This window comes from Flavobacteriales bacterium (assembly GCA_016716605.1).
Classification (GTDB): domain Bacteria; phylum Bacteroidota; class Bacteroidia; order Flavobacteriales_F; family PHOS-HE28; genus PHOS-HE28.
The window spans coordinates 3510944-3537126 of record JADJWA010000001.1; the positions used below are offsets into that span (position 1 = coordinate 3510944).

The 26183-nt window shown below is 63.6% G+C and carries 28 protein-coding genes; 9 read left to right on the forward strand and 19 right to left on the reverse strand.

Translation table 11 applies throughout. The annotated features are described in order from the left end of the window. Window positions 1-3: 3 nt before the first annotated feature. Window positions 4-1281, forward strand: a complete 1278-nt coding sequence (locus IPM12_14235; protein ID MBK9148964.1) for an O-antigen ligase family protein — start codon at window positions 4-6, stop codon at window positions 1279-1281. A 44-nt stretch (window positions 1282-1325) separates the two neighbouring features. Here the strand turns inward: IPM12_14235 and IPM12_14240 are convergent, their stop codons facing one another. Next, window positions 1326-4064 (reverse strand): right-handed parallel beta-helix repeat-containing protein, encoded by a 2739-nt coding sequence (locus IPM12_14240; protein MBK9148965.1) that lies wholly within the window; start codon window positions 4062-4064, stop codon window positions 1326-1328. A gap of 280 nt (window positions 4065-4344) precedes the next feature. On the opposite strand from IPM12_14240, the gene IPM12_14245 reads away from it, so the two are divergent. Then, entirely contained in the window at window positions 4345-5376 is a 1032-nt protein-coding gene (locus tag IPM12_14245) for an NAD(P)-dependent oxidoreductase (protein MBK9148966.1), read from the forward strand. A gap of 35 nt (window positions 5377-5411) precedes the next feature. Here the strand turns inward: IPM12_14245 and IPM12_14250 are convergent, their stop codons facing one another. The 5 genes from IPM12_14250 to IPM12_14270 form a co-directional block, all read right to left on the reverse strand. Beyond that, on the reverse strand, window positions 5412-7091 hold the full coding sequence (locus IPM12_14250; GenBank protein ID MBK9148967.1) for a L,D-transpeptidase family protein: 1680 nt from the start codon (window positions 7089-7091) through the stop codon (window positions 5412-5414). A 47-nt stretch (window positions 7092-7138) separates the two neighbouring features. After that, a complete protein-coding gene (locus IPM12_14255) occupies window positions 7139-7771 on the reverse strand; it encodes a murein L,D-transpeptidase catalytic domain family protein (protein ID MBK9148968.1) in 633 nt (210 codons plus the stop codon). Between the two features lie 319 nt (window positions 7772-8090). Further along, entirely contained in the window at window positions 8091-8993 is a 903-nt protein-coding gene (locus IPM12_14260) for a hypothetical protein (GenBank protein MBK9148969.1), read from the reverse strand. A gap of 99 nt (window positions 8994-9092) precedes the next feature. Then, the gene (locus IPM12_14265; protein ID MBK9148970.1) at window positions 9093-9755 is read right to left on the reverse strand and encodes a hypothetical protein; all 663 of its coding nucleotides are present in this window, start codon (window positions 9753-9755) and stop codon (window positions 9093-9095) included. Window positions 9756-9957: 202 nt separating this feature from the next. Next, a complete protein-coding gene (locus tag IPM12_14270) occupies window positions 9958-11835 on the reverse strand; it encodes an ABC transporter ATP-binding protein (protein ID MBK9148971.1) in 1878 nt (625 codons plus the stop codon). A gap of 226 nt (window positions 11836-12061) precedes the next feature. Between IPM12_14270 and IPM12_14275 the strand changes: the two genes are divergently transcribed. From IPM12_14275 to IPM12_14300, 6 genes are all read left to right on the forward strand, one after another. Continuing rightward, window positions 12062-13111 carry a Glu/Leu/Phe/Val dehydrogenase gene (locus IPM12_14275; protein ID MBK9148972.1) on the forward strand — a complete coding sequence of 350 codons (1050 nt, stop codon included), beginning with the start codon at window positions 12062-12064 and terminating at the stop codon, window positions 13109-13111. 5 nt (window positions 13112-13116) lie between these two features. After that, the gene (locus IPM12_14280; protein ID MBK9148973.1) at window positions 13117-14067 is read left to right on the forward strand and encodes a transcription antitermination protein NusB; all 951 of its coding nucleotides are present in this window, start codon (window positions 13117-13119) and stop codon (window positions 14065-14067) included. 6 nt (window positions 14068-14073) lie between these two features. Further along, window positions 14074-14556 (forward strand): DUF1573 domain-containing protein, encoded by a 483-nt coding sequence (locus IPM12_14285; GenBank protein ID MBK9148974.1) that lies wholly within the window; start codon window positions 14074-14076, stop codon window positions 14554-14556. A 12-nt stretch (window positions 14557-14568) separates the two neighbouring features. Continuing rightward, window positions 14569-14904 (forward strand): preprotein translocase subunit YajC, encoded by a 336-nt coding sequence (yajC, locus tag IPM12_14290; protein MBK9148975.1) that lies wholly within the window; start codon window positions 14569-14571, stop codon window positions 14902-14904. A 148-nt stretch (window positions 14905-15052) separates the two neighbouring features. Continuing rightward, the gene (locus IPM12_14295; protein ID MBK9148976.1) at window positions 15053-15640 is read left to right on the forward strand and encodes a dephospho-CoA kinase; all 588 of its coding nucleotides are present in this window, start codon (window positions 15053-15055) and stop codon (window positions 15638-15640) included. Next, window positions 15637-15924, forward strand: coding sequence for a hypothetical protein (locus tag IPM12_14300; GenBank protein ID MBK9148977.1), 288 nt, complete (start codon window positions 15637-15639; stop codon window positions 15922-15924). Before IPM12_14295 ends, IPM12_14300 begins: the two co-directional genes overlap by 4 nt. On the opposite strand, the gene IPM12_14305 is transcribed toward IPM12_14300, so the two are convergent. After that, on the reverse strand, window positions 15921-16541 hold the full coding sequence (locus tag IPM12_14305; GenBank protein ID MBK9148978.1) for a 3'-5' exonuclease: 621 nt from the start codon (window positions 16539-16541) through the stop codon (window positions 15921-15923). The genes IPM12_14300 and IPM12_14305 overlap by 4 nt on opposite strands. A gap of 256 nt (window positions 16542-16797) precedes the next feature. Between IPM12_14305 and IPM12_14310 the strand changes: the two genes are divergently transcribed. Beyond that, complete coding sequence (locus IPM12_14310) at window positions 16798-17436, forward strand: hypothetical protein (protein MBK9148979.1); 639 nt, start codon at window positions 16798-16800, stop codon at window positions 17434-17436. Between the two features lie 10 nt (window positions 17437-17446). Here the strand turns inward: IPM12_14310 and IPM12_14315 are convergent, their stop codons facing one another. From IPM12_14315 to IPM12_14370, 12 genes are read right to left on the reverse strand one after another with little or no spacing between them, the layout of a single operon-like run. Beyond that, complete coding sequence (locus tag IPM12_14315) at window positions 17447-18583, reverse strand: DUF2062 domain-containing protein (GenBank protein MBK9148980.1); 1137 nt, start codon at window positions 18581-18583, stop codon at window positions 17447-17449. Between the two features lie 14 nt (window positions 18584-18597). After that, window positions 18598-18975, reverse strand: coding sequence for a hypothetical protein (locus IPM12_14320; GenBank protein MBK9148981.1), 378 nt, complete (start codon window positions 18973-18975; stop codon window positions 18598-18600). Further along, a complete protein-coding gene (locus IPM12_14325) occupies window positions 18972-20354 on the reverse strand; it encodes a polysaccharide deacetylase family protein (protein MBK9148982.1) in 1383 nt (460 codons plus the stop codon). Before IPM12_14325 ends, IPM12_14320 begins: the two co-directional genes overlap by 4 nt. Then, on the reverse strand, window positions 20348-21067 hold the full coding sequence (locus IPM12_14330; protein ID MBK9148983.1) for a beta-ketoacyl synthase chain length factor: 720 nt from the start codon (window positions 21065-21067) through the stop codon (window positions 20348-20350). The genes IPM12_14325 and IPM12_14330 overlap by 7 nt, the downstream gene beginning before the upstream one ends. Continuing rightward, complete coding sequence (locus tag IPM12_14335) at window positions 21064-22242, reverse strand: beta-ketoacyl-[acyl-carrier-protein] synthase family protein (protein MBK9148984.1); 1179 nt, start codon at window positions 22240-22242, stop codon at window positions 21064-21066. The genes IPM12_14330 and IPM12_14335 overlap by 4 nt, the downstream gene beginning before the upstream one ends. After that, on the reverse strand, window positions 22239-22505 hold the full coding sequence (locus IPM12_14340) for an acyl carrier protein (protein ID MBK9148985.1): 267 nt from the start codon (window positions 22503-22505) through the stop codon (window positions 22239-22241). Before IPM12_14340 ends, IPM12_14335 begins: the two co-directional genes overlap by 4 nt. After that, on the reverse strand, window positions 22495-23094 hold the full coding sequence (locus IPM12_14345; protein ID MBK9148986.1) for a hypothetical protein: 600 nt from the start codon (window positions 23092-23094) through the stop codon (window positions 22495-22497). The genes IPM12_14340 and IPM12_14345 overlap by 11 nt, the downstream gene beginning before the upstream one ends. After that, window positions 23091-24200, reverse strand: coding sequence for a beta-ketoacyl synthase (locus IPM12_14350; GenBank protein MBK9148987.1), 1110 nt, complete (start codon window positions 24198-24200; stop codon window positions 23091-23093). Before IPM12_14350 ends, IPM12_14345 begins: the two co-directional genes overlap by 4 nt. Then, on the reverse strand, window positions 24197-24616 hold the full coding sequence (locus IPM12_14355) for an acyl-CoA thioesterase (protein MBK9148988.1): 420 nt from the start codon (window positions 24614-24616) through the stop codon (window positions 24197-24199). The genes IPM12_14350 and IPM12_14355 overlap by 4 nt, the downstream gene beginning before the upstream one ends. Next, a complete protein-coding gene (locus IPM12_14360; GenBank protein MBK9148989.1) occupies window positions 24613-25056 on the reverse strand; it encodes a hypothetical protein in 444 nt (147 codons plus the stop codon). The genes IPM12_14355 and IPM12_14360 overlap by 4 nt, the downstream gene beginning before the upstream one ends. Beyond that, window positions 25053-25922, reverse strand: a complete 870-nt coding sequence (locus IPM12_14365) for a lysophospholipid acyltransferase family protein (protein MBK9148990.1) — start codon at window positions 25920-25922, stop codon at window positions 25053-25055. Before IPM12_14365 ends, IPM12_14360 begins: the two co-directional genes overlap by 4 nt. Beyond that, the gene (locus IPM12_14370; protein MBK9148991.1) at window positions 25919-26182 is read right to left on the reverse strand and encodes an acyl carrier protein; all 264 of its coding nucleotides are present in this window, start codon (window positions 26180-26182) and stop codon (window positions 25919-25921) included. Before IPM12_14370 ends, IPM12_14365 begins: the two co-directional genes overlap by 4 nt. Window position 26183 lies beyond the last annotated feature (1 nt).

A 26183-nucleotide genomic window follows, 5' to 3' on the forward strand; every position in this document is an offset into this window, starting at 1 on the left:
ACTGTGATCCGCAAGAGCCAGCTGTTCAACGCCCTGTTCATCGCGGGCTTCCCGGTCTTCGGCTTGGGCAGCTACCAGGGCGGCAAGGGCAGCATCAGCGAAGGCATGCTGATTTCGATTGCGCCATTCGCAGCCATCGTGCTCATCCACCTGATCGACGCGGCTTACAGGCGGGGCCTGCGGCGTTCGCTCACGCCGGTCTGGTGGCTCGCCATGGCCTATATCGGCACCTTGATCGCCTCGCAGTTCGTCGCATTGCGAGGCGGCATCCCCGGCGTTCTCTTCGGGAATGCGGTGATCAGCGGCCTTTTCTACCTCTTGCCCTTCCTGGCGGCGGTGGTGGTGCACCTGAATGGGCGCAGCGATCCCGGGTTTGATTTCGGCAGGATCCTCTTCATCGGCCTCAGCGCCTTGCTCGCGCTGAATGTGCTGGGCTTCCTGGGCGGCGTGCGCGCGGTGGGCCATGCCTTCGAGGGTCGGGCCAACTTCCCCTTCCTGCGCGGGATCTACACCGGTGCGCACCTGCTCAGCGTCTGGGCCCTGATGCTCATGGTGCGCATGCGCGGCGCCGCCCAGCGTCCAGCGGCCACCGTGCTTGCTATGCTGGCCCTTGCCATCGGCCTCTATTTCATGCTGCGCATCAATAGCCGCCTATCCACCCTCATCTTCATGATGCTGACCGTGCTCTTCGTGACCAAGGCGATCAAGGTGGTGCGCGGACTTTATGCCATCTCGCTCTTCACCCTGCCCCTGCTGCTGAGCTTTTCGGCCTTGGTGTACCAAGTGATCAGCAAGCCCTTCTTCGCCGCCATCCTGGGCCGTGTCTCTTATGAGGACGTGACCTCCTTCAATGGCCGAAGCCACATCTGGCAGGCGATCGGCGATTGGGTCTGGAGCGACCGCACCGGCCTGCTCTGGGGGAATGGCTACAAGGGCCACTATGCGCTTCGCCTGTATGACCATGTGGCCGTGCTCTGGGGCACCTCGCATAGCTACAACATCCATTCGCACAGCACATTCGCCGAAGTGCTCGTGTCGCAGGGCATCGTCGGGGTGCTGCTGCTGTACGCGGTTTTCTGGAAAGCCTTCAAGCATTACCGCAGCCAATACCTCGAGGGCACTTCGCAGGCTCCGCTGTTCGCAGGGCTGTGCTACCTGCTCTTCATCTGGCAGATCGACATCTTCTGCTACGGCATGGACCTCGGCCACGCGATCCTGTTCGCCATGCTGGCTCCGCTGTGCGTCAGGCCTCCTGCCTCGGATGCGGCCTTGCTGAAATGAAAGGCCCGCCGTTGGGGCGGGCCTTTCGGATGGATCCCACTTGATCAAAGCACGCTTATTCGCTGCTGGCGGCGCTCTCCGGATTGCTCCACGATGAGCAGGTAGGCACCAGCGCGCAGCTGCGCCGGGATGTCGATGCGGGTCTGGCCTGCACTCGCACGGCCCTGCCAGATCAGCTGCCCCTGCATGCCGCGAAGCTCCAGCGCGGCAGGCGCTTCATCCGCGGTCTCCACCACCAGTGATTCGCCTCGCTGCGCAGGATTCGGATAGGCTCGGAGCCCTTGGGTGGCGGGCCCGGCGGCCTCGTCGTCCGTATCGGTGCTCAGGCACTCCTCATCGGATTCCTTGATGAGGATGATGGATCCGTATGGTTGCAGGGTGACGGAGCCGGTGTGGAGGTTTCCGTCCACATCGCTCCAGCAGCCCACGAGGTCGAAATCCTGCGCGGCCGCCTCTTCGTTGATCAGCACCAAGTGGCGATCGAAGGGATCAACGGGCACGGCTTGCACGCGCTCGAATGATACGTTATCCAGGTAGTAGATGCCGCTCGAGTAGTGACAGGTGAACATGAGCGAGCCATTGTCGGTGCGGTCGCTCTGGAAGATGTGCTCCACGTCGCGGCGCTCCCCGTCGTAAGCGTACACGCGCTCACCCACGCGCCAGGGATTGTCGGCCTGGCTGTCGGCCTTGAAGCCCACGGTGAATTCGCCCATCACGTCGCTCACCACGCTGAACTTCATGCGGTACCACGCGCCGTTCTGGATGCCGATGGTGGCGCTGTGCCGCAGGTTGTGCGTGTTGTAAGTGGCGTTGCTGGTGAAGCTGAGCTTGAGGCAGCCGTTGTCGAGCTGGGCGTTGTTGTGGGTGATCTGCCCCTGGCTGGGCCATCCGGTCCAACCGTTCACGTTGCTGCCGAAGTTGCCGTTGGGAACCGTGCTGGCGGCGAGCACCTGGGTCACCTCCATGCTGGGCAGCCGCAGCAGGCTCCGCGAGCCGGTGGGATCCTCATTGGCCTCTGCTTGCCAGCGCTCCAGCGTATAGTAGGTGTGCGCCCCGGTGATCGAGTTCCGCACGTAGATGCTCCGGTCGTTGTACGGGTTGAAGTAGTAGTTGCCGGTGAAGGTGCCGAAGTCAACGGGGTTGGCGCTGTACACATGGTACTGCTGCACGCAGAGCTGGTCCTTGGTCATGCAGTAGAGCACGTTGCCGCTATAGATGGAATTGAAAGTGGGAACGTGGAAGGGAGCGGTGGCGCCGGGGCCATTGTAATTGCTGTAGTCCGAGAGGAAGAGCTGCATGTTGTTGTTCACGAGCACGTTGTCCTCGATGCGGTTTCCGGTGGCAAGCATCGTGTGGTCCACGTAAAGGCCCGCACCGCGGCAGTTCATCACGGTGTTCCCTTTCACGAGCACGTTCATGTTGTACACATTGCCGAAGTAGATGCCGTGGCAGATGGGGATGCTGTTCACCCAGCCGATGGCGCTGCTCTCGATGTCGCCCTGCAGGTCGCGCACCACGTTGTCGCGGATGATGGCGCCGTCGGTGGCATCGAAGGTGATGCCGGCGCCATCGTTGAGGATGGCCATGCTGTTGATCACCAGGTTGCGCTCCACGAGGGCATCGTTGGCCACCGCGATGCCGCAGTAGCCGATGTTCTCGAGGCGGTTGTCGCGGACCGTGATGCCGCTGCCGTTCATGCCGATGCCGTTGTAGCCCATGTTCTGCTCACCCAGTCCCTTCACCATGGCGATGTTGGTGAGCGTGCAGTGCTCGAGCACCGTGTTGTTGTCGAGCAGCTGGATCCCGGTACCGTACGTGCGCTGCACATCGAGGTGGTGGAAGTGCTGGTTGTTGCCGGTGCTGTAGATGGCCTGGCGCGTATCGGTGAAGGTGCAGTTGAGGGCTTCCAGGTCGCTGGTGCCCGAGAGGCGCAGGCTGGCCGTGTGCTGGTGGCGCATGTGCAGGCCCTCGACCTTGATGTGGTGGCGCTGCCAGCCCACATAGACCCCGAAGTCGGTCACGGAGGCCTCCACCAGCACGTTGTTCGGATTGGCGTTGTTGGGGCACCACAGGTAGAGCATGCCCGCAGCACGGTCGTGGTACCACTCGCCGGCGGCGTCGAGCAATTCGAGCTTGTTGCGCAGGTAATAGCCCCACTGCCAGGTGCCCAGGTTATTGCCGGTGGATGTATGCGTGAGCGTGTTGTTGCTGAAGCCCGTGACGTAGGCCGTGTCGTAGCTCCAGTTGGTGGTGCGGATCAACGCCGTGGCTCCCACCCAATAGCCGTTGGGCTGGGTGAGCTCGCTATCGGTGAGGCTCGTGCTGGTGCCTTGGTCGTTGCGGAGCCATCCGGTATTGGGGAAGCGCGCCAGCTCCTGCAGCACGCCGTTCACGTACACGTACTTGAGCGCGTCCGTGATCGGGGCCTTCCAGATGCTGCCGCTGTGCTGGGTCCAGCCGGTAACGGCCTTGCTTCCGCTGATGATGGGCTGTGCGCCGCTCCCATAGGCGCCGATCTGGATCAGGTTGCCGGCTGCGCCGCTGTTCATGATGCTGAGTTTGCCCCGGTATTCGCCCCCGCGCTGGAACAGGATCCGGTCACCCGGTTGGAAGCTGCTGCTCAACTGGTTGGCGCGGTCGATGGTGCGCCATGCGGTAGCCTGGCTCGTGCCGTTGTTGTTATCGTTGCCCGTGGGCGAGATGTAGTAGGTAGCGCTCCGAACTGTGAAGGCCGTGAGGGCCGTGGCGACGAAGAGCAGCGCGCGGATGTTGAGGAATCGCATGGGTCGGTGAACTTGGGCCGTTCAACCGGAGCAGGTCGGCCAACGTTCGTGAAACTCGACCGGGATTCGGACCACCCCGACGAACGGAGCATTCCTCCGACGAACGCCGTTCCGCATTCGGCATGAGCCGGGGCCGATGGGTTCCGATTGCGGACCTGATGAGCATTTGTGCCGGCGCTGACCGAGATGGAACCACTCGCGGCCCATTGCATCTTCGCGGCACTTCCTCCGTTGAAGGCCCTCTTATCGGCCGGAATCGCCGGAAGCATTTCTCTTGAACATGACCAGCGATATGCGCCTGTTGATTACTGGCGGCTCGGGATTCATCGGCACCAATCTCGTGGAGGAGTGCCTTGCGCAGGGCACCGCCTTGCTCAACCTCGATTGGAACCCGCCGCTGAACCCGGCGCACGCCCCGCATTGGCGCGAAGCCGACCTGCTCGATGGCGCCGCGGTGGCATCGGCGCTCGCTCAATTCGCACCCACGCACATCGTTCACCTCGCCGCCCGCACCGATACCGAGGAGCCTATCGATGTGGACGCCTACCGTCAGAACCACGAGGGCACGCGCGTGCTGCTCGAAGCGGTGAAGCAATGCCCCAGCGTGCGCCGCATCATCGTCACCAGCACACAGTTCGTGTGCGAAGCGGGCTACCAGCCTGAGCACGACCTCGACTTCAAGCCCTTCACCGTGTATGGCGAATCGAAGCGGCGCACCGAGATGAACACGCGCGAAGCCGGCCTAGCCTGCGAATGGGTCATCATCCGCCCCACCACCATCTGGGGGCCGTGGAGCCTGCGATACCGAGATGTCCTGTTCAAGGTGATGCGCAAGGGGCTCTACTTCCACCCCGGCCGCCAACGCGTGGTGCGCTCCTACGGCTACGTGGGCACTGTGGTATGGCAGATCCTGCGCATGCTCGAGGCGCCGGCCGAGACGGTGAACCATAAAGTCCTCTATGTCGGCGATCAGCCCTTCGACCTTAAGATGTGGGTCGAGGAGGTCTCGCGGCAGCTCGTGGGCAAACCCGTGCGATACATCCCCAGTTGGCTCGTGCGCTCCTTGGCACTCATCGGCGATGCCTTCAAATCAATCGGTCTCCCCTTCCCCATCACCAGCGGCCGCTACCGCAGCATGACCAGCGATTACATCACGCCCATGGACCGGACGATCGCCGCCGTGGGTGAGGCCCCCTTCTCAATCGCCCAAGGCGTAACGGCCATGGTGCGCTGGTACGACGATGGCAGCCAACGTTGGAAAGCGGGCGCGAAGAAGGATGCACGGGTGGATTCGGCGATTGCCGTCCGATGAGGGCCTGATGCCGCTCGATATCGGTGCGGAACAACTCACCGGGCGTGTAAGCGCACCGCATCCCCTTCCAGTCGCCCTCCAGAAGAATCCATCGTGGCAGGCAGCGCGAAGAGCTCCTCCGCCAGCCGCGCATCGTGGCCGTACACATCGTCGCGGAAGTGCAACAGGCCGTTTCGATCCACCCAGGCTGTGAAGTAGCCGATGCTCACGGGGCGTTTCTTCTTCAGCCGCACATATTGCTCCTCGCCGCTGTGCATGGCCTCCTTCACCTTCTTCGTGGTCCAGGCCGTATCGGCGCGTAGCAGGTACTCGGCAAAGCGCTGCGGCTCGGCGAGGCGGATGCAGCCGTGGCTGAAGGCGCGGCTCTCGCGGGCGAAGAAGCTCTTGCTGGGCGTGTCGTGGAAGTAGATGCTGTAGCTGTTGGGGAAGAGGAATTTCACGCGGCCCAACGCATTGCTCGCGCCAGGATTCTGTCGGATGACCGGATTCTTCTCCGATCCGCCGATCACCTCCATGCCTTTCTTCTTGAGGTAGTTCGGGTCCTTGGCAAGGGCAGGCATGATCTCTCCGCGCACGATGCTGGGCGGTGGCGTCCAGGTGGGGCTGAAGACGATGGTGCTGAGCGAATCGCTGAAGATCACGGTACGCGTCGCCGTGGCGCCCACCACCACCACCATGCTCCACGCCACGGTGTCGGCTTCATGCACGTAGAGGCGGAACTCGGGGATGTTCACCAGCAGCAGGTCGGGGGCGTTCTGCTCGGGCACCCAGCGCAGGCGCTCCATGTTCACGAGCATCGTGCGCGCGCGGTCCGCTGGTGAGATGTTCAGCTGCGCGATCGCGCCTTTGCCGATCACGCCATCGGGGTGCAGTCCGTGGCGTTCCTGGAAGCGCATCACAGCGGCCACGAGCAGGCTGTCGTAATCCTGGCTGAAAAGCAGGATGCTGTCGCCTGTGGCGATGAAGTCTCCGAGCAGCATCAACCGTTGCCGCAGTTCGGGCACCAGTGGATCCTCGTTCCCGGGCTCGAGCTTGCGGCGATCACCGAGGCTCAGCGTAGGCCACTGCACGGAGGAGAGGTCGTGGTACCGTTTCAACTGCGACTTGAGCTGCGCATACTGCGGGTGCAGCGGCTCCACCGGTGATAGGTCCATGCGGCCGGCCACGAGCGAGTCCAGCAGCCGGTCGAAGTTCTTCTTGCGGCGCGGGATGAACCAGTCGAGCTCACGCAGGTCCTTGCCCACGGTGCCCCCGTATTTCTTGTCGGCGAAACGGAAGAATTGCGCCGTGAGGGCCAACTCGATGTGCTGCATGCAGCTGTCGCAGTCGTGATCGCCGTTGACCTTCCCGCGCAGCATCAGTTCATCGAGGCGCGCGCGCACGTAGCCGAGTTCGCGGTACACCGTATCGGCGCTGGTCACCAGGTTGTGGAAGGCGGCTGCGCTCTGCGAGAGCGAATCGTTCACGAACCAAGCGAATTGGAATCCGCGCCGCTGGTAGAAGCCCGCGATACCGTTGGAATCAGGAAGGTGCTCGGGATGCTTCGCGATGAAGTCGCTGATGGCCGCTGGGTCCAGTGTCCGCACCGTGTAGGCGGCCGGCGTCTCGAACACGGCCTCGATGGCCTGCGCCTGCTCCGCGATGTCGGGTTCGGCGATGGGGGAGGCGCAGGACGCAAGCAGGGCCAAGATGCCCAAGGCGGGAAGTGAACGCATGTGCAGCAGGAATGCCGCCGCGAAGGAAAAGACCGGGCAAGCGCGCTTCAGCGGCCGTGGACGTACAGATATCCACCGTCGGCCAGCAATTCGATCATGCGCGGCATGTCGGTGCGGCTCACGGCGGGGCATCCCCAGCTCCGGCCCAGCCGTCCGTGCTCGGCAATGAAGGCCTCGCTCACGTAATCGGCGCCGTGCATGATTACTTCACGCGCGAGTGCCTGGCAGTTGAGGTTGGCATCGAGGCCGTGCAGCAGCAGCGCGGCGCCGTGCTTGGGGCTGATGATCTCGGCGCCCACGCGGTACAACCCTTTGCTGGTGGCATGTGAGCCGTGACGGTTGCTGAAGCTGGTGCAGAGCAGTTCGCCCGAGCCCTGTCCATGCGCCACGTAGGTGGTGAGCAGCAGTTCTTTCTTCTCCAGGTCGATGATCGAGAGGCGCTTCGCGGTGCTGGGCAAGGTCATGTCGGCGATGGCCAGCACCTTCGGCCGGGCCGCCCTTCGCGCTACGCTGCTGAATCCCTTGCTGAAGGCGCTCTCAGCCACGCAGCCTTCAAGTCCGATCTGCGTGTAGAGCTCGCGAACTTCATCCACCGAGGGACCAGCCGATGGGTCAGGGGCGGGTGCAGCCGCTGGTAGCAGCCAAAGCAACGGCAATAGCAAGGCCCAGTTGAGCTTCATTCTTCCTTGCAGGTTCCATCTGCCCGTATACCGACGCTGAGGTTCCAATCCAGCGCCGAAGCAGAGGGTTGCGAATTTAGGACCTATCTCACAAATGCTTTCGGAAGCGAGCCGGAGGGATTTCGCGATCAAGACGAGACGCGAAACCCGCGCATTGCTGGCGGCTCTGTAAGGGTTGAGCAACGACGTCTGGACGCGTAAAGACCCCGGCGCAGCCCGAAGGGTGTTTTTGAGATAGGTCCTAACGGCCAAGTTCATTCGGGCCGTCTGTACGTGGAAAAGTTGGCGAGGTTGAATCCCGACCGCGTTCGCGCAAGCGTCACGCCTTGGTCGATTCCGGGGCTCCTTCGAACGGGTCAAGATCGGGTTTCGGCCCAGGACCGGCCCACTGCTCGAAAGGCACCGTGTAGCAGAGCAAGTGCGCCGGAAGCAGCAAGGCGCCGAGCAGCACGATCAATGCGCCTTGGATCACCAACGGGATCAACGAAGCCTCGAAGGGGATGCTGAATGCCGGGAAAGCGTAGAGCTTCAATGTCGTCAGCAAGGACTGCTGCACAGCATTCACAACATAGATTCCCACCGCCATGGCCGCGAAGACCGTGAGCGCCTCGCGCCATCGCGATCGGTCGAAGCGCTGGTGGGCTTCGGTCCAGAGCAGGGTGACCACCATCGCATCCGGCACCCATGCGAAGAACTCGGCGATGAGGTCATTCATCCATTTCATGAAGCGGTACTTGCGCGGGCCCATCTCGTCGCCCATGCCTTCCCAGAACGGATCGCGCAGGCCCGAGAGGTCGAAGACCGGGTTGTATAGGGCCACCTTGATCATCACCAGCGTCAGGCAGCATACGCCGAACACGGTCCAGTTCCGATGGCTGATGCCTGCCCAGAGCTGTTTGAAGGTGAGTTCCGCGAATGCGAGCTCACCTTCACGCCAGAGCCGCACCGCCGCGAGGCCTAACGCCAGCACCATGAAGCTCCACACCGTTCCTTGCTGCTCATCGAACATCCCGAAGTACATGGAGAATTGGAAGTCCGAAGCGTAAGCGCCCGGTACCAATTGCAGTTCCCAAGCGAGTCGGCTCACCACGCCGCCAGCCACGAAGCCGAAGGCGAGCGAAGCCATCATCAGGAATAGGCCCAATTCAAGCAGGCGGCGCGGGAAGGCGTGGTACAGATCGAACGCGCGCAACAACGTGTTGCCGATGAGGGTGGCGAACATGGCGGGAAGGTAATTCTGCGGTTGTTGGGGATTTCGGCCACCACATTGGTTTCGTCGACCCACTGGGTCGACCAAGACCGCAATGGGTTATCCCCCGTCTCACAACCGCAGCGACAGCCCCAGCACCGGCACGCCGAGGAAGAAGAAGTCCGCGAGCTCGCGGTTCACGGCGAAGGCGGCATCGAGGGCCATGGCACGGTGCGTGAAGCGCACGCCATAGCCGTGCACACGGTAGCCGTCGGGGCCGAATGGCAATTGCCAATGCTCGGTGATCAGGCAGAAGTGGTCGGTGAGGTGCACGAGCCCGGCCAGGCCGAATAGCGGACGGTCCTTCATGCCCCGGTCGTCCATGGCTCCGCCAATGGAGATGGTCGCGTGGGCGCGGTCGTTGCCGAGGGTGAGCTGCGCTCCGCCGAGGCCCAGGCTCACGGGAAAGGTGCTGCGCTCGCGCGCCGATGGGCTCACGCTGGTGCGTGCGGCCAGTGCGAAGCCGCCCAAGTGCGCGCCGCCCCCGAGCTTCCCGCTGAAGCTGGCTCGCGCGAACAGCAAGGGCTCGCGCTCGCGGGAGGCCAAACTGCTCACGAGCGAGGCCACCTGCACCCCGCCACCGATGGCCAGGCCCTGCACCGGCGAGAAGCTCGCGCTGTGGAGCAGCACATCATGCACTTGGTAGCAGCCGCGACCGCTTTCCATGGCGATGGCCGAGGTGCCGAAGAGGTAGTGCGTGTCATGCGTGGTGTTCGAGCGAGAACGGTGCAGCATGCGGCTGCCGCGCTTCAGCGGCACGGGGTTGATCGCGGGGGAACCAGGAGGATCGGCACCTTCAGATCCGTAAGCCACGTTAGCCAACGCCAATAGTCCCGGAAGTGCCGCTAAGCGAAGGAGCCACAAGAGCCTGTCCGCGATACCGCTATGTGGATGATGCATTCAATCGGAAAGACGTCCATGAGGCGATCAGGTTTCCTCAGCCCTCCGCCTCCTCCAGCAATTGCTCTTCGTGCAACTGGTTGTACACGCCGCCCTTGTCGATGAGCTCGGCGTGCGTGCCTTCCTCCACCACGCACCCGTGATCGAGCACCAGGATGCGGTCGGCGTCGCGCACGGCGCTGATGCGGTGGCTGATGATCACCGTGGTGCGGCCCTTCATCACGCTGCGCAACTCGCGCAGGATGGCCTCTTCCGTGGCGGTGTCCACGGCGCTCAGGGCATCGTCAAAGAGCAGGATTCGCGGTCGTGCAGCGATGGCCCGGGCGATGCTCACGCGCTGTTTCTGTCCGCCGCTCAGGGTGATGCCGCGCTCGCCCAGCAACGTGTCGTAGCCCTTGGGGAAGCCGATGATGTCGTTGTGCACCTGCGCGGTGCGTGCCGCCTGCACCACCCGTTCCTCCACGTCGGCCGACGGTTCCAAGCGGAAGGCGATGTTGCTGCGGATGCTGTCGCTGAAGAGGAAGACGTCCTGCGGGACGAAGCCGAGCTGATGCCGCAGCCGTGCGAGCTTGATCCGCCGCACATCGATTCCATCAATGAGCACCTGCCCGCTGGTGGGGTCATAAGCGCGGGCGATCAGGTCGGCGAGCGTGCTCTTGCCGCTGCCGGTGTGGCCCACCACGGCAAGGGTTCCTCCGGCAGGCAGGTGGAAGCTCACCTCATGCAGCGCGGTGATCCCCGTATCGGGGTAGGTGAAGCTGACCTTCTTGAAGGTGATGGCGCCGTGGATCTCTTGGAGCTCATCGTCCGCATCGGCGATGGCCGGTTCGGTGGAGAGGAACTCATCGATGCGCACCATACTGGCGCTGGCCTGCTGATTGAGTGAGGTGACCCATCCAAGGCTCGCGAAGGGCCAGGTGAGCATGTTCACGTAGATGATGAATTCGGCGATGTTGCCAACCGTCACGCTGGGGTCGCCGTTGATCAGCTTCAGTCCGCCCACGAGGATGGTGAGCACCGAGCTCACGCCGATCAGCAGCATGATGGCGGGCATGAAGACCGCATCGACCTTGGCCTGCTCCAGGCTGCGTGCGCGGTATTCGCCGGCGGCCTCGCGGAAACGGTCCACGGCCATCGGCTCCTTGGCATAGGCCTTCAGCACGCGGATCCCGCTGAAGGTCTCCTGGGCCAGGGTGCTCAAGCGGCTCTGCTGTTCCTGCACGCGCGCGCTCTTGCGGTTGATGACGTCGCTCACGTAATAGATGGCGATGCTCATCAGCGGGAGCGGGGCCAGCGTCCACAAGGTGAGCTCGGTGTTCACATGCAGCATGAAGCCGATGCACATCACGAAGAGCACCACCAGGTTGATGGTGTACATCACCGCAGGACCGAGGTACATGCGGACCTTGCCCACATCCTCGCTGATGCGGTTCATGAGGTCGCCCGTGCTGTTGCGCTTGTAGAAGGCCCGGTCCAGGCGTTGGTAGTGGTCGAAGACGTTGTTCTTCAGATCGAACTCGATCAGCCGGCTCACCACGATGATCGTCTGCCGCATGAGGAAGAGGAAGAAGCCCTTGAGCAGCGCAAGCGCCAGGTAGAGCAGCGCGAGCAATCCGGCGAGCCAGACGATGGTGCGCGCCAGTTCGCCGCCGTCGCCCAGCCGCTGCACACGGTCGTTCAGCCCGATGCCCGTCCAGCTGACCCAGCGATCCAGGGTATCGGGCACCGCCAGCGTGCGCTCATTGGCGGGCAATTGGAGCTGCGCGAAGCCAGCTGTGATCAGGTCAATGGCCTCGCGCACCACCTGTGGCGCGTAAACGGCGAAAAGGTTGCTGAGCACGATGAACACCGTGCCGAGCAGCAATTGCCAAGGGTACTTGGCGAAGTACGGATTCAGCTTCAGGAGCGGTCGCATCGGGGCGGAAGGGAACTTTCTACTTTTGGCCGCCTTTCCAGCGATGCCCTGTTTTCTTCGGGCGCCAAAGGTAGGCGGGGCCGAAGGGCGGTGCAGGCGCGTTGACCGGTTGAATAAGGCTGGCTTCGTTGCCTGATCCGCACAAGGATCGAACCAACAGAAACAGCGCACCCACATGCCTGCAACAGCCACCAGGACTGCCGCCGAGGCCATCGTGCTCGGCCGCATGGAACAGCACGACCACGAAGAGGTCCTCTTCTGCTTCGACCGCCCCACCGGCCTCAAGGCCATCATCGCCATACACGATACCACCTTGGGCCCAGCCTTGGGCGGCACGCGCATGTGGCCCTACATCAGCGAGGCCGAGGCGCTCAGCGATGTGCTTCGCCTGAGCCGCGGCATGACCTATAAGAGCGCTCTGGCCGGCTTGGACCTCGGCGGCGGCAAGGCCGTGATCATCGGCGATGCCCGCACGCAGAAGACCGAGGCGATGTTCCGCCGCTTCGGCCAATTCGTCGATTCGCTCAACGGGCGCTACATCACCGCCGAGGACGTGGGCATGAGCACCGCCGAGATGGTGAACATCAAGAAAGAGACGAACAGCGTCGCTGGCCTCCCCGAAGAGATGGGCGGCAGCGGTGATCCCAGCCCGGTGACCGCGTACGGCGTGTACTGCGGCATGAAGGCCGCCGCCAAGCAGGCATACGGCAGCGAGAATCTCAGCGGCCGGAAGGTCTCGATCCAAGGCGGCGGCAACGTGGGCCGAGGCCTGGCAGCCTTGCTGGTGAAGGACGGCGCACAGGTCTTCATCACCGATATCCACGACGACAAACTCGCCGCGATAAAGGCCGAGATTCCCGCCGTGAACCTCGTGAAGCCCGAGGCGATCTACGACCTCGAGGTTGACATTTACGCGCCTTGCGCGCTGGGCGCAACCGTGAATGATGACACCCTGGCCAAACTCAAGTGCAGCGTGATCTGCGGCGCCGCCAACAACCAGCTCGCCGATGAAGCCGTGCATGGCAAAGCAGTGATGAAGAAGGGCATCCTTTACGCCCCCGATTTCCTGGTGAACGCCGGCGGCATCATCAACTGCGCCTGGGAGCGCAAGGGCTATAATCGCCAAGCCGCCATGCGCCAGACCGAGGGCATCTACGACACCGCCCTGCGCATCTTCAAGGCCAGCGCCGAGCTCAGCATCCCCACCTACCTGGCCGCCAACCAGGCCGCAGAGCACCGCATCAGCAGCATCCGCGAAGCAGGCTTGCGCTTCTGACCGACATGCTCAATCGCCGCTACCTCCGCATCAAGGTCTATCAAGCACTGTATGCCTATGGGCAGGGCGAGCATGCCAGCACGGCCGCCGTGGAGAAGGAGCTGCATCAGGGCATCGAGCGCACGCACGACCTCTACCTCGCCCTGCTGTTGGCCTTCGGCGAACTGCGGCATGTGGCCGAGCTGCGCATGGAGGAGCGCAAGAGGAAGCACCTGCCCACAGCTGCGGACCTCGATCCCAGCCGCCGTTTCGTGGAGCATGTGATCGTGCGCGACATCGCCCAGAGCGAGCGGCTGCGCCTCGAATGCGAGAAGCGCCGGGTGAGCTGGGTGGGTCACATGGAGCTCTTCACCGCCCTGTTCAAGGCCATGGAGGAGAGCGATGCCTACAAGGCGTACATGGCCGAAACGGCGCCTTCCTTCACGAAGGACCGCGCCTTTGCCGTAGAGCTCCTGAGCGAGCAGATCGCCAACAGCGAGTCCATCCAGGATGTGTTCGAAGCGCGGAGCATCTACTGGCTCGAGGACCTTGACCTGGCAGCCGGCCTGGTGAAGCGTGTGCTGGAGCAATGGCGCGAATCCGACGGCGGCGACCAATGCCTCAACGGCCTCACGCACGACCCGGTAGAGGAGCGCGCCTTCGTGAACGAGCTATTCCGGCAATGCGTGGCGCACGACCAGGAGCACGAAGCGCTCATCGCCGCGAAAGCAAGCAATTGGGACACCGACCGCATCGCCTACACGGACATGATCCTGATGAAGATGGCCCTCACCGAGGCACGCGTCTTCGATCAGATACCGGTGAAGGTCACCCTCAACGAGTACATCGAGGTGGCCAAGGCCTACAGCACCCCCAAGAGCAAGGTCTTCATCAACGGGGTGCTCGACAAGCTATTCGCCGAGATGCGCGCCGATGGCCGCATACGCAAGGTTGGCCGCGGCCTGCTCGAGACCTGAACCGCCATGCGCCACGCCTTGCTGCTCCTCGCTCTAACGCCCGCTCTCCAGGGCTGCTTCCTCACGGATAGCGGCGATCGCGGCGAGGTGAGCACGCGTGACATCAACTTCCCCGCATCGGGCTACGAGCAGCTTGATGCAGAGGACTACCCGCGCATCGCCTTCGAGCGCACAGCGCACGATATGGGCAAGGTGGTCCAGGGCAAGCGCGTGGAGATGCGATTCGCCTTCACCAACGCCGGGGGCAGCCCGCTGGTGATCTCCGCCGTGAACGGCTCCTGCGGCTGCACCGTCGGCAAGGACTGGCCCAAGTCGCCCATCGCACCCGGCAAAGGCGGCGAGATCACCGTGGCATTCGACAGCGAAGGGCGCAGCGGCATGCAGCACAAGAGCGTGACCGTGGTGAGCAATGCCCTCCCAGCGAGCACCGTCCTGACCATCACCGGCGAAGTGATCGGCCCCGAGAATCCAACAAGCACCAACCCCTAAGCAACAAACCGAATGCTCCTCTCCTCTTTCCTCCTTCAGGCAACGCCCGCCGAAACCGGTGCGGGCGGCGGCCCTCAGTTCTGGATCATGATGGGCCTGATCATGGTCGTCTTCTGGTTCTTCATGATCCGCCCCCAGCAGAAGAAGGCAAAGGATGCCAAGAAGTTCCGGGAGTCACTTCAGAAGGGCTCCAAGGTGGTCACCATCGGCGGCATCCACGGAAAAGTGCTGGAAGTGGCGGATACCACCATCCTGCTCGAGGTGGACAGCAACGTGAAGCTCCGCTTCGAGAAGAGCGCCATCGCCATGGACAACACCATGCAGCTGAACGAGGCTGCGAAGGGTTGAATGTTGATAGCCTGAGGGTAGAAGGTTGCAGCCTGCGGCTTGTAGCTTGAAGCGCTCAAGTTGTTCAAGCAGTCAGCCCAGCGGACCTGAGGAACACCTCGAACTGCAGGACTTCAAGGCAACCTTCCACGCCACCACCAAACGAATCATGCTGCGCGTAGGCCTCACCGGAGGGATCGGGAGCGGCAAGAGCACCGTGGCCAAGGTGTTCGAGGTGCTGGGGATCCCAGTGTACTTTGCCGATGAGCGCGCACGGGCTCTGATGGAAGATGACGCCACTGTGAAGGCCGCGCTGATTGCTCGCTTCGGCCCCGGCATCTATACGGACGACCGATTGGACCGCGCAGCGCTGGCGGCGATCATATTCAGCGACGAAGAGGCGCGCCAAGCCGTGAATTGCATCGTTCACCCCGCGGTCCGCGCTGATTTCGACCGCTGGGCCGACAAGCTGGATGCGCCGTACGGGATCATGGAAGCGGCGCTGATGGCTGAGAACGAGGGCTGGAAGCGCTTTGACCGCGTGATCACCGTGAGCTGCCCGGAGGATGAGCGGATCGCACGGGTGATGGCACGCGACGGCATCACGGAGGAGGCGGTGCGCGCACGCATGCTGCGCCAGGCCACGGATGCCGACCGCGAGGCCATCGCGGACTTCATCGTGCGCAACGATGAGAACGTGCTTGTGATCCCGCAGGTGCTCGAGATGGATGCCGAACTCCGGGCAACGCAGCCATGAAACAGGAAGAGCGCCGCCTGCCGCTTTCTACGGTCACGCTGGTCTTCGGCGCCCTGAGCATCCCACTGGCCTTCGCAGGGCATCTGTGCACCCTGGCCGTCGTGCTCGGGCTTTATGCCATCGCATTCGGCTGGTGGGGGCAGCGCCGCGCTAACCGGCACATCCTGCGCTACACCGCAGCCAGTGTAAAGCGCGCGCGCTGGGGATGCCGCCTCGCCCTCTTCGGCACCAGCGCGGCGATCGTGATGTTGGTGCTGTGGGCGAGCAACGCCCTGCTGGGCTAAGCGCGCTTGGCCAGGTGCTCGGGCTGCATGCCGAGCAGCACTGAATCAGTGCCGAACTCGATGATCATGCGCTTGAGCACTTCGGCGGTGGCCTCCGCATCGGCCAGGGCCCGATGCGCCTTCGGGAAGGCGATGCCCAGGTGCCTGCATACGCTCGACAGGTTATGGTGCGCAAGGTGGGGCATCAGCCTGCGGCTCACACGCTCGGTGCAGAGCGTAGCGCGCTCAAAGGCCAGTCCGGTCCGCGCGAACTCGTGCCGCAGGGCCGTCATGTCGAAACGGACGTTGTGCGCCACCACGATGCGATCCTGGGTGATCGTGGACAAGGTCCCCGCGATCTCGTGGAAGCCTGGCGCATCGCGCAGCATGGAATCGTCGATGCCGGTGAGCTTGCGCGTGAACCATGGCACCCGTTCCCTGGGCTGCACCAGGCTCTCCCAGCGCATGCGCTCACGGCTGCCATCGAGCGCGATCGCTGCCACCTCCATCACCCTCCCGCGCGTAGGGTCCCCTTCGGTGACCTCCACGTCGATCACCGCGAATTGCTGCCGTTGCATGGCGGCCTCATACGCCGGAGCAAAGGGCGGGGTTGCCGAAAGCGTAAGGGTGCGTGGCATGGCCGAAGGGCAAAGATGATCGCCGTTTGCGATGGCGAGGACATCGGCCGCGCGGAAATGGAATCTACCCAGCACTTTGTGGCCGCAGACGACGTGATCGGTGCGGACACGCCATGTGACCGAAGCGGTGACGCACGAGCCGATCGCAGGAAGAGGTAGCAGGTTGCCGCGCGATGCGCTGCGGGACCATTGCCCGGCCTCGGCGTCTCCGAACGGACCGGGGCGTACGTAGATTCGCACCCCAAGCCAAAAACCCATGAAACGGATCGCCTCCCTCCTACTGGTCGCCACCATTGCATGCAGCGCGTCCGCCCAATTCGCCGGTGGCGGCATGCGAACCATCCTCAAGAAAGGCGATTTCTCCGCGCTTGCCGGAGAATCAACCGTTTTGCTGACCTACAGCTACGAGAACATGGTGGTCGGGAAATTCACCGAGGAGAAATATGTGGAGAAGAAGCGCAAGGAGCACAACGAGAAGGAGGCCGGCAAGGGCGATTCCTGGGCGGAGAAGTGGGTAGCTGCCCGAGCGAACGTGTATGAGCCGCGCTTTGAGGAACTGCTCAATGAACGGCTCGCAAAGGGCAAGGTGGCATTGATGGCAGGTCGCGACAAGGAAAGCGCGCGCTACATGATCAAGGTCCACACCACCGATACCGAGCCAGGCTACAATGTCGGCATCTCGCGCATGCCGGGTTACATCACCGCCACTATCACGTTGCATGAGGTGGGCAAGCCCGATGAGGTGCTCGCCGAGGTCGAGATCCAACGGGCGCCCGCTCAGGATGCCATGGGCTTCGATTTCGATGCGAGCGGCCGTATCGGCGAGGGCTACGCCAAGCTGGGCAAGGAACTCGGCGCCTGGCTGACGAAGAGTGATTGGGGCCGGAAGAACTAGTTCCGGGGCGCTACCTGTTCCGAAGGCTGCGCAGCACGGCGAAGGCTATGAGCGCGCCCGCTGCGCCGGCCATCATGGCCAATAGAACCGCACCGGCCGCGTACTGCGCCAAATGCGCCTGCACATCGGCCAACCGGAGGCCAGTCGGATGGTCTGGCACGAAGGCCTGGTCACCCATGAACACCGCGCCCATCCGGTAGCTCGCGTAAAGGATCAGCGGGATCATCGGTGGGATACTGATGTTCGCCGCAGCTACGAAAAGCACGCGGTTCAAGCGGAAGAGGTAGGCCAGCGGGATCCCGATGAGCAACTGGAGTCCCCATACCGGAACGATTCCCATGAATAGCCCGAATCCGATGGCGCAAGCCTTGCGCATGGAACTCTCCTCCGGGTGCACAGCTTCCGCCTTGATCGCGCGCCACAGGCCACCGCCCAGGATCAAGCGCTTCGGCCAGTACCAAGCGAGCGCGCAGGTCACCAGCCAGGCATTCAGCACGCTGATGCGCGAGAAGTCGAGGAAGGGCTTGAAGTGCGACACGCGCTCCGGGAAATCGTAGCGCACCTTCACCGGGACCTGCGCAAAGGGCACTCCGCGCCAGGCGAGCTTCACGATGGCCTCCACCTCGAAGCCGAAGCGATCGGTGAGCCACCGCAGGCCTTCCAGCGGCACAAGAGGCCAGCCCCGGAAACCGGTCTGCGTATCGCGCAGCGTGAGGCCGGTCTCAACCTTGAACCAGAAATTGCTGAACCGATTGCCGAAGGAGCTGCGCCCCGGAACACTCGCCTGCTCCATGTTGCGCACGCCCATGACCATGGCACCAGGCTGCGCTGCGATCGCCGCTGCTATGGCCGGGATGTCGGCCGGGTCGTGCTGGCCATCGGAATCGATGGTGATGGCATGCGTGCAGCCTAACGCCCGTGCTTGCGCGAATCCCGTGCGCAGCGCGTTCCCCTTCCCCTTGTTCGGCATCACCCGCAAGGGCACGATGCCTTCCATGCGTTGCAGGATCGCATCAGTGCCATCGGTGCTGCCATCGTCCACCACGATGACCGGACTGCTTGCCGCCCGCTTCACGCCCTCGATCACCCCCGCCAGCGTGCCCGCGTTGTTGTAGGTGGCCATCACCACGGCGATCCTCGTCGGCATCGATGACGTGCGTTTCAAGCGAAGGGCACAAGATCGGCCGTCATTTTCATGGCCACCGTCTCACCGAAGGTGATGCGCGCTTCTGCCTTGTTGCAGCCATCGCCCGGCTGAAGGTCCACGGTCACCAGAAGCTCTGGTGCCCGTCCCGGCTCAACGGGCTGCAGGAATTTGATGGATCGCGCGCGGATGATCCGCTGATCGGCGCCGGCCAGTGCGCTGCAGATCCGCACCACCAGGTCCACGAGGCATACGCCGGGCACTACCGGCCGTCCGGGGAAATGTCCTTGGAGAATGGCGTGATCGGCCTGAACGCGCGCGAGCACGGTGGCATGCGATCCCGGATCCAGCATCCGGTCAATCGTGAATAAGGATGTTGTTCCGCTCTCAGTCATGGCAGGTCGAAGATCCCTTTCGGCAGCAATGATCCTTGGCTGGCGTCCTGGAACCGTGTGATTGTGACATCGCCATTGGGCCGAATGATCCTCAGTTCCATAAGTAGCAAGGTCATTCCGGTGAAGCGCAGCATGATCCGGTCGATCCTGCTCTTCATGCCCGGCTGGTTGGGCTTGAGTTCAACCAGCAACTCATCGCCATCGCTGAAGAAAGCGGGCTGCATGCCGCCCTCGGTGAAGGCCGTTCCGGTGAACAGTGATCCCACCAGCCGCTGGATTCCCTCGAACACCTGTTTCTCGCGCGCCGTGGCCGCACGCTCGGCTCCATGCTCGTGCATGCGTACGCTCTTGCCAACGACCACGGCGACCAAAGGTTCCGGCGCACTCACCTCCCATCGCATGCGGTCGGGTGCCAGGAACGCGAATCGGCCCTCGCTGATGATCGGCTGCGACAGGCCCTTGATCCGTTTCTCTTGCGTGAAGCGGGCCTGCACCGAAGCGCTGGTGCTGGCTTGGGCATTCAAGCGCTGCACCAACTGGTGATCCTTTCCGATGGGCTGAGGCCCCTGCTGGGCCGAGGCATTGAACCAGGTGCCGCAGGCGATCACTGCGCACAGCATGCGCGAAGAGAGCATCATGGCATCGAGCCTCACCAACTTCCTGCCAAGCCGGTGCGCTTCGAGAATCATGGCCTTCGTGAGGCCCATCACAGCTGGGGCGTGGTCATGCATCAGCACGATGGAAGCCCCCTTCAGCCGCGGGATGCTGCGCTCGATAAGCGATTCACGGCTAGTCACAGCCGTGTCGAAGGTGCGAAGGTCCCAGGCCACGGGGATCATTCCGCTATCACGGATCGCTCGGGCGGTTGCTGGGCTGGTTACTCCGAAGGGCGGCCGCATGAGCGCGGGACGCATGCCAGTGGCCGCAGCAATGGCGTCTGCGCAAAGTTCGATCTCGCGCCGGGCGGCGCGCGGGCGCATGAAGCCCCACCACCACGCATGGCGCTGGGTGTGCACGCCAATGGCATGGCCTTCATCGACGATGCGCTTGGCCAGATCAGGCGCGCGCTCCACGCGTTCCCCAATGCAGAAGAAGGTGGCCTGTACCTGTTCGCGCTTCAGCAGGTCGAGCAGTGCAGGTGTCCTTTCCGGAACAGGCCCATCGTCGTACGTGAGCGCGATCTCGCGATCCGGCAGCGACCTCGCATGCACAATGAAAAAGCCAGCGCCGGGTGTGGCGCTTCCCCATGCCAGCAGGGCCAGGTGCAAGGCCAGCGTAATCACCAACGGCCAAGCGCCCCACCATCCTAGCAACAGACCCCCAAAGGCGATGACATGGAGCAGCGCGAAGGGCCAGCGGGTGACAGCGTGCGTCAGCATATCGAGAATAACAGCTCGGTTGCTCGATCGCGGCCATTGCTCAAACGGATCGGCGTGCGAATGCCGTCGATCAGGGCATCGCCCAATTGGACGGCAAGCACGGAGCCATGCAGGGCCCTTGCGGTATCCGGCAGCAGGATCGCGCCTTCGCGCCCGTCCGCCCATTCCATGCGCGCCAGTCCCGACAGCGCCGCACCAGTGATCAAGAAGGCTTCTCCCCCTTCGCCGACCCGGGCGCCGGACCCAATGGCCTGCGCCACGCGCTCAAGGACATCGGTACGCTCATCAATCGCCAGAACCAGCACATTCCATTCCGGGTGCTCCTGTAACAGCAGCATCGTCTCCACCAGCGCGGCATGGAAACCTTCGAAGCCTTGCGCGTGCGTGATATTCGGGCCATCGCACCCCAGCATCAGCGCAAGCTGGCCCGCCATGGTGTTGTGGGTGGATCGCATGAAGGGCAGCGGGGAGAGCAGTGCATCGCCCGCATCGTGCAGCTCGGCGAGGAACAGCTCGGTGTCCGCGAGGCAGCCGAGCGCCGTGCTGGCCACAATGGCGTCGGGCCGTTCGATGCCGGCACGGTGCAGCGCGGCGAGGGCGAGTTGGCAGGCCCGGTGCTGGATTCCCGATAGCCTCCTTGCTGCCGATGCAGGAACCGCTGGGGGATCGCCCCTGCAGGGGCCCAACCGAGATATGCTGCGCACGGTGCTCATACAGGCTGGGTGATCACGATCGCGGAGCAATTGCCACCGAATCCGAAGGAACAGCTGAGCACGTTGCGGATCTTCTTGCGCAAGGGCGCCGCAACCGGCATGCAAGCGTGACCAGCCATCGGCTCCATCGCGGAGGAAGCAGCTGGCACCAGGCCGATGCGCAGGCATTGCAGCGCGATCACGGCTTCGAGCGAGCCTGCCGCCGCGAGCGTATGGCCGGTGAGCGCCTTGGTGCTGGTAAAGGGCGGAACGGTTCCGAAGAGCCGCTCCATGGCGCGGAGCTCCGTGTCGTCGTTGTTGTCGGTGCCCGTGCCGTGCGCGTTGATGTGATCGATGTCCGCCGGAACAAGCCCCGCACGGGCGATGGCTTCCTGCATGGCCAGGAAGGGCCCGTGGCCTTCGGGTGAGGTGGCGGTGGCATGGTGCGCATCGTTGCGGTTGCTCCAACCGGCCAGCAGGCCGAGCGGCTCATGGCCTTTGCGAAGCGCATCATCAAGTCGCTCGAGCACCAGGTAGGCAGCGCCTTCGCCGAGGTTCATGCCTTTGCGGTCCGGGCTGAATGGCCTGGTCGGCAGGGGATCCATGGCGCTGAGCGCGCGGAAGCCTGCGACGGTGAAGCGGCAGAGCGCATCGGAGCCCCCGGCGAGCACACGCCGAGCGCGGCCCTGCTGCAACAGGCGCGCGCCCAGGGCGATGGCATTGGCCGATGAGCTGCAGGCCGTGCTGATCGTTGATCGGAACGCCTGCGAGCCGATCGCCTCCGCGATCGCATCGGTGTGCGCGCTGACGGCATGCTCGCGCGCCAGCCTGGCTTGTTCCATGCGCGTTTGGCGCCAACCATCGAACAGGTCTTCCGTGATGTCCATGCCGCCCACGGTGCTCGCGCTGATCACTGCGGTATCCGTGTGCATGCCCGGGCCCAGGGCTTCGCGCGCGGCCATAAGGGCCAGCAGCGAGGTGCGCGAGCGCGGAGCACGCGTGTTCAGCCCCAAGCGTTCGGCGAGTTCCTCGTTGCTCAGCTCTACGGCCCCGAAATGCAGGACGGGGAAATCCTTCATCTGCCGCGGCACGATGCCGCTCCGGCCCTCGGATAGCGAATGCGCGATCGCGGCAGCACCCGTGCCGATGGCGCAGACCGCGCCGGCGCCGGTGATCGCGATTGCCGGGCCTTTCACCGCTTGGCCATGATGTGTTCGGCCATCGTGGTCACGTTCTGGAAAACGCTTCGGCCTTCCTGGGGGTCGCTGATGCGCACCCCGTAGTGGCGGTCCATCAGCACGATCAGCTCCAGCACATCGATGCTGTCGAGCCCGAGCCCTTCGCCGAAGAGGGGCGTATCGTCCGCGATGCTCTCCACGGTGACACCCGGCAGGTTCAAGTGCTGGATGATCCGTGCTTTCAGCTCCTGCTTCAATTCAGTCGTCGGTTCAGTGCTCATCGAAAATGGTTTGGAGTCGGTTCAATGCGGAGCGGTCCCATCCGGCGGTGTCAATCGCCGCGAAGGCTGCATGGGCATGGCTGGCGAAGGTATCGGCCCAGCCGCACACGATCCAGCGCATGCCTTGTTGGAGCAGCATGCCGATGGCGGGTTCAAGGGCCACTGCCGACGGTGATGGCATCATCAGGCAGAGGCCGCTGCCGTGAAGGCCATGGCGGATGCTCAACTCGCCCACGGCGATGCTGGGCAGGGTGGGCACGAAGAGGGCCGGGCTTGCGGTGCCTTCCGAACGGAGCAGCGCATGGTACCGGGCATCGCATTCCATGCTGCCCGTGCAGGTGCAAAGCAGCATGCCGATGGTTTCGCGGTCAACCCCGGCCAGCGGTCCCGATGGCTCGAAGAAAGGTGCCGCACCGAGCAGCACCAGGCGCGAGAGCCGGTCTGCGCGATGGAAGCGCGGGTAATCGGCTCCGAGCCGTTCCCATGCAGCCGCCATACGCTGATCGGCATCGCCTTGATCGGCACTGAAGCGCGTATCAGCCTGGGCGAATACGCCATCGCGGTAGGTGGTGCTGGCCAAGATGCTCATGCTTCAGCTTCGATGATCACCGCGGCGTTGCATCCGCCGAAGCCTGATGAGGTCTTGAGCAGCGTGCGGCCAGTGACGGTGCAGTCCTCTTGAACGGCATTCACCTTCCCGGGCACGCCCTGCTCCTGCAAGCCCATGGTGCGCAGCACCGTGCCCTCGCGGAGCGCTTGCACGGCGATCATGGCTTCTAGCAGGCCGGCGGCGCCGAGGGTGTGCCCGAACCAGCCCTTGTAACCGCTGAGCGGCACAACGGATAAGCCGCAGCGCTCGAAGGCGATGGATTCCATGGCGTCGTTGTAAGGCGTGCCGGTGCCATGCGCATTCACAGCGGTGATCGCGCCGGGGTCGAGAGCGGCCAAGCGCAAGGCTCCATTCACCGCGCGCAACAGCCCTTCGCCGGTGCGCGAGGGGCCCGAGATGTGATTGGCATCATGCGCGATGGCGCCGGCCACCCATCGCCCGATCACCTGGGGCATGCGGTCACGGTCGCGCGTTGCCATCACCACAGCGCATGCCTCACCCAAGGTGGTTCCGGCGCGGCCGGCATCGAATGGGCGGCAAGGCCCTGCATCGAGCGCATAGAGCGATGCGAAGCCCTCGAGCACGAAACGGCTCAGCACGTCAGCACCGATCACCAGCGCATGATCGCAACGGTCCTGTTCAATGGCGCTGCAAGCCGCCATGAGCGCCGCGGTCCCGGATGCGCAGGCCAAGGAGACCACCATGGGCGGAGCGCTGATGCCCGCGCATCGCCGCACGTACTCACCGAGCAGCGGCAATGCGCTCGCCTCGGCATTCCCTCGTTCCAGTGCGTCGATATCGCCCTTGGTGCTGGCCAGCACCAGCAGCCATCGCTCAGCGGGGCGCGGCTTCAGTAGCTCCACGAGATCCATCAGGCAGCGATCCAGCAAGCGCTGGATGCGCTGCGGGCCAAAGGGCAGAAGCCCTTCCGGGATCGCACCGGCGATCAAGGGCTTGCTGGCAGCGCCTTTCCACGAGCTGAGCGCGGTGCCGCCTTCCTTCATGCGCTGCACATGCTGCGGCAGTCCCTCGCCAAGAGCGCTCACGCAGCGGGGCGCTCCGATCCAAATGGACGTCCGCTTCATCGCACGCTGAGCTGATGGCGTTCCAGCCATTCGCGGTAGAACGCCGGCACGTCGAGCAGGAGCCTGCGTTGCCGGTCGAGGAAGACCTGCACCGTTTCGGCGGTGGCAACCACCACGCCATCCTTCTTCCGCGTGAGCTGGTAATGGAAGATGATCTTTGCAGCCGGGCTGGGCATGAACCGGGCGCTCACCACCACGGTATCGCCATACGCGAGCATGGCCTTATGATCGATGGTGATGCGAACGATCGGCGTAAAGTACCCCTGCTCGTACATGTGCACCGAATCGAGGCCGTGCTGCCTGCCGAAGGCTTCGCGGCCGAGTTCAAGGAACCCGATGTAGTTCCCGTGCCACACGATTCCCATCGGATCCAGATCGCCGAAGGAAATGGCTTGCTCCGTCTGGCTCTCGATCATGGTGCTGCCGGCTCATCAATGAGGAATACCTTGAGCTCGAGCCGTGCGATCACCTCGCGCTGGCGCATCACGACAGCCTCCAGCACGCGGGCGCTCATCACCTCGTGGCGCAGCTCCACCACGGTCTCGATGCGATCACCGACGAGCGCCCGGCCGAGCAACTCAACCTTGGAGAGCGCGCCGATGAAGCCCAAGGGCGGTGCTGCACCCTGCTCCTTCGCCAAGTGCCCCATGCCAAGTGCGGCGGTCTGTGCCGCGTTCTCCATGAGCCCGGCTTCGCTCAGGGCACCATGGTTCACCAGCACATGGTCCGTAGGAACCGTGAATCCGCTGTGGTAGCGCACTGCGGTTGCATCGATCAGTGTGTCCACCAGGACGAAGGGCGCCTTTTGCGGGATCAGCGCACGGGCCTCATCGCCGCTGGCCAATGGATTGGTCATGGCCGCCAAAAGTCATAATAATTGAACCACTGGAGCGGGTACTTGTTCACCACCCCTTCCAATGCAAGCACATAAGCATCGATGAGCGTGTCGACGGTGGAGCCTGCCGGCATCGGGGCCGTGGCATGGAAAGCGTACTGGAGCGGCGCGGTGTTCACCACGAATGCGAAGCTCACCGGCACTTGCAGCGAACGTGCGAGCGCGAAGGGGCCGACCGGGAATTTCGCATCGGCGCCGAGGAAGGGCTTTGTGACCGTGCGCGCACCGGGAAGGAAACGATCGCCATGCAAGCAGAGCAGGCCTCCACTGCGCAAGGCCTCGGCTGCGGCATACACGTGCGAGAAGTCTTCCTTGATCGCGATCACATTGAAGGCACGGCGCTCCTGGCCCTGTTCCTGCGCACGGGCGATGGCCGCCACTTCGGCATCCTGCATGAGCACATGCACGGGCATGTCGGACTGATGACCGAGCAGGTTGCCAGCGAGCTCCCAGTTACCCACATGGGCGCTGATCACCACCCCCCCACCCGCATCCTTCAAGGGCTGCACGGTGCCGAGCTTATTCCAGGTGTAATCGCCGGCGCGGCCCGCGCGCATGGCGGCTCGATCAATGAGCGACCGGCCGAAGGCCATGTACGAGTCGAGAACGGTGAGGCTATCGCGACGGCCCGCGGCGCGAAGCCGCCGGAAATAGCTGCGGATGGCCGTGTTGCTGGCTCGCGCCGTAAGGGCGTACCAAGGCACCACGAACCACAGGAATGCGTGCGCCATCCGAGGACCGAGCGCGCGCAGGATGAGGATGAAGAACCGATAGCCGAGCGGTGTGCCACGGCTGGTGCCTTGCCAGGTTCCGCCTTGCGAGCTCACGCCTGCGCGGCCACGTTCGCTTCGATGTGGTCGAAGAAGTCGTTGAAGGTGGCCATCTTCAGGAAGTCCTCCCCCTTCACCTTGAACCCGAAGTTCTCTTCGATCACCACCACCAGGTCCACATAATCGAGGCTATCGAGCGCCAAGGTCTCCTTCAGCGGTGCTTCGGGCGCAATGGTGGCGGGATCGACCTCGAACTCCTCGCTGAGGAACTTCTTGGTCTTCTCGATGATCTCTGATCGAAGGGCGGTGTTGGCCATG

What these genes read in the sequence shown, in the direction of transcription:
- IPM12_14255 (MBK9148968.1), bottom strand. Translation starts at nt 7,771, where the DNA reads ATGAAGCTCAACTGGGCCTTGCTATTGCCGTTGCTTTGGCTGCTACCA.
- IPM12_14370 (MBK9148991.1), bottom strand. Translation starts at nt 26,182, where the DNA reads ATGGCCAACACCGCCCTTCGATCAGAGATCATCGAGAAGACCAAGAAG.
- IPM12_14305 (MBK9148978.1), bottom strand. Translation starts at nt 16,541, where the DNA reads ATGCCACGCACCCTTACGCTTTCGGCAACCCCGCCCTTTGCTCCGGCG.
- yajC (MBK9148975.1), top strand. Translation starts at nt 14,569, where the DNA reads ATGCTCCTCTCCTCTTTCCTCCTTCAGGCAACGCCCGCCGAAACCGGT.
- IPM12_14285 (MBK9148974.1), top strand. Translation starts at nt 14,074, where the DNA reads ATGCGCCACGCCTTGCTGCTCCTCGCTCTAACGCCCGCTCTCCAGGGC.
- IPM12_14280 (MBK9148973.1), top strand. Translation starts at nt 13,117, where the DNA reads ATGCTCAATCGCCGCTACCTCCGCATCAAGGTCTATCAAGCACTGTAT.
- IPM12_14345 (MBK9148986.1), bottom strand. Translation starts at nt 23,094, where the DNA reads ATGAGCATCTTGGCCAGCACCACCTACCGCGATGGCGTATTCGCCCAG.
- IPM12_14320 (MBK9148981.1), bottom strand. Translation starts at nt 18,975, where the DNA reads ATGACTGAGAGCGGAACAACATCCTTATTCACGATTGACCGGATGCTG.
- IPM12_14250 (MBK9148967.1), bottom strand. Translation starts at nt 7,091, where the DNA reads ATGCGTTCACTTCCCGCCTTGGGCATCTTGGCCCTGCTTGCGTCCTGC.
- IPM12_14300 (MBK9148977.1), top strand. Translation starts at nt 15,637, where the DNA reads ATGAAACAGGAAGAGCGCCGCCTGCCGCTTTCTACGGTCACGCTGGTC.
- IPM12_14340 (MBK9148985.1), bottom strand. Translation starts at nt 22,505, where the DNA reads ATGAGCACTGAACCGACGACTGAATTGAAGCAGGAGCTGAAAGCACGG.
- IPM12_14295 (MBK9148976.1), top strand. Translation starts at nt 15,053, where the DNA reads ATGCTGCGCGTAGGCCTCACCGGAGGGATCGGGAGCGGCAAGAGCACC.
- IPM12_14355 (MBK9148988.1), bottom strand. Translation starts at nt 24,616, where the DNA reads ATGATCGAGAGCCAGACGGAGCAAGCCATTTCCTTCGGCGATCTGGAT.
- IPM12_14240 (MBK9148965.1), bottom strand. Translation starts at nt 4,064, where the DNA reads ATGCGATTCCTCAACATCCGCGCGCTGCTCTTCGTCGCCACGGCCCTC.
- IPM12_14245 (MBK9148966.1), top strand. Translation starts at nt 4,345, where the DNA reads ATGACCAGCGATATGCGCCTGTTGATTACTGGCGGCTCGGGATTCATC.
- IPM12_14360 (MBK9148989.1), bottom strand. Translation starts at nt 25,056, where the DNA reads ATGACCAATCCATTGGCCAGCGGCGATGAGGCCCGTGCGCTGATCCCG.
- IPM12_14310 (MBK9148979.1), top strand. Translation starts at nt 16,798, where the DNA reads ATGAAACGGATCGCCTCCCTCCTACTGGTCGCCACCATTGCATGCAGC.
- IPM12_14260 (MBK9148969.1), bottom strand. Translation starts at nt 8,993, where the DNA reads ATGTTCGCCACCCTCATCGGCAACACGTTGTTGCGCGCGTTCGATCTG.
- IPM12_14350 (MBK9148987.1), bottom strand. Translation starts at nt 24,200, where the DNA reads ATGAAGCGGACGTCCATTTGGATCGGAGCGCCCCGCTGCGTGAGCGCT.
- IPM12_14330 (MBK9148983.1), bottom strand. Translation starts at nt 21,067, where the DNA reads ATGAGCACCGTGCGCAGCATATCTCGGTTGGGCCCCTGCAGGGGCGAT.
- IPM12_14325 (MBK9148982.1), bottom strand. Translation starts at nt 20,354, where the DNA reads ATGCTGACGCACGCTGTCACCCGCTGGCCCTTCGCGCTGCTCCATGTC.
- IPM12_14315 (MBK9148980.1), bottom strand. Translation starts at nt 18,583, where the DNA reads ATGCCGACGAGGATCGCCGTGGTGATGGCCACCTACAACAACGCGGGC.
- IPM12_14275 (MBK9148972.1), top strand. Translation starts at nt 12,062, where the DNA reads ATGGAACAGCACGACCACGAAGAGGTCCTCTTCTGCTTCGACCGCCCC.
- IPM12_14265 (MBK9148970.1), bottom strand. Translation starts at nt 9,755, where the DNA reads ATGCTGCACCGTTCTCGCTCGAACACCACGCATGACACGCACTACCTC.
- IPM12_14270 (MBK9148971.1), bottom strand. Translation starts at nt 11,835, where the DNA reads ATGCGACCGCTCCTGAAGCTGAATCCGTACTTCGCCAAGTACCCTTGG.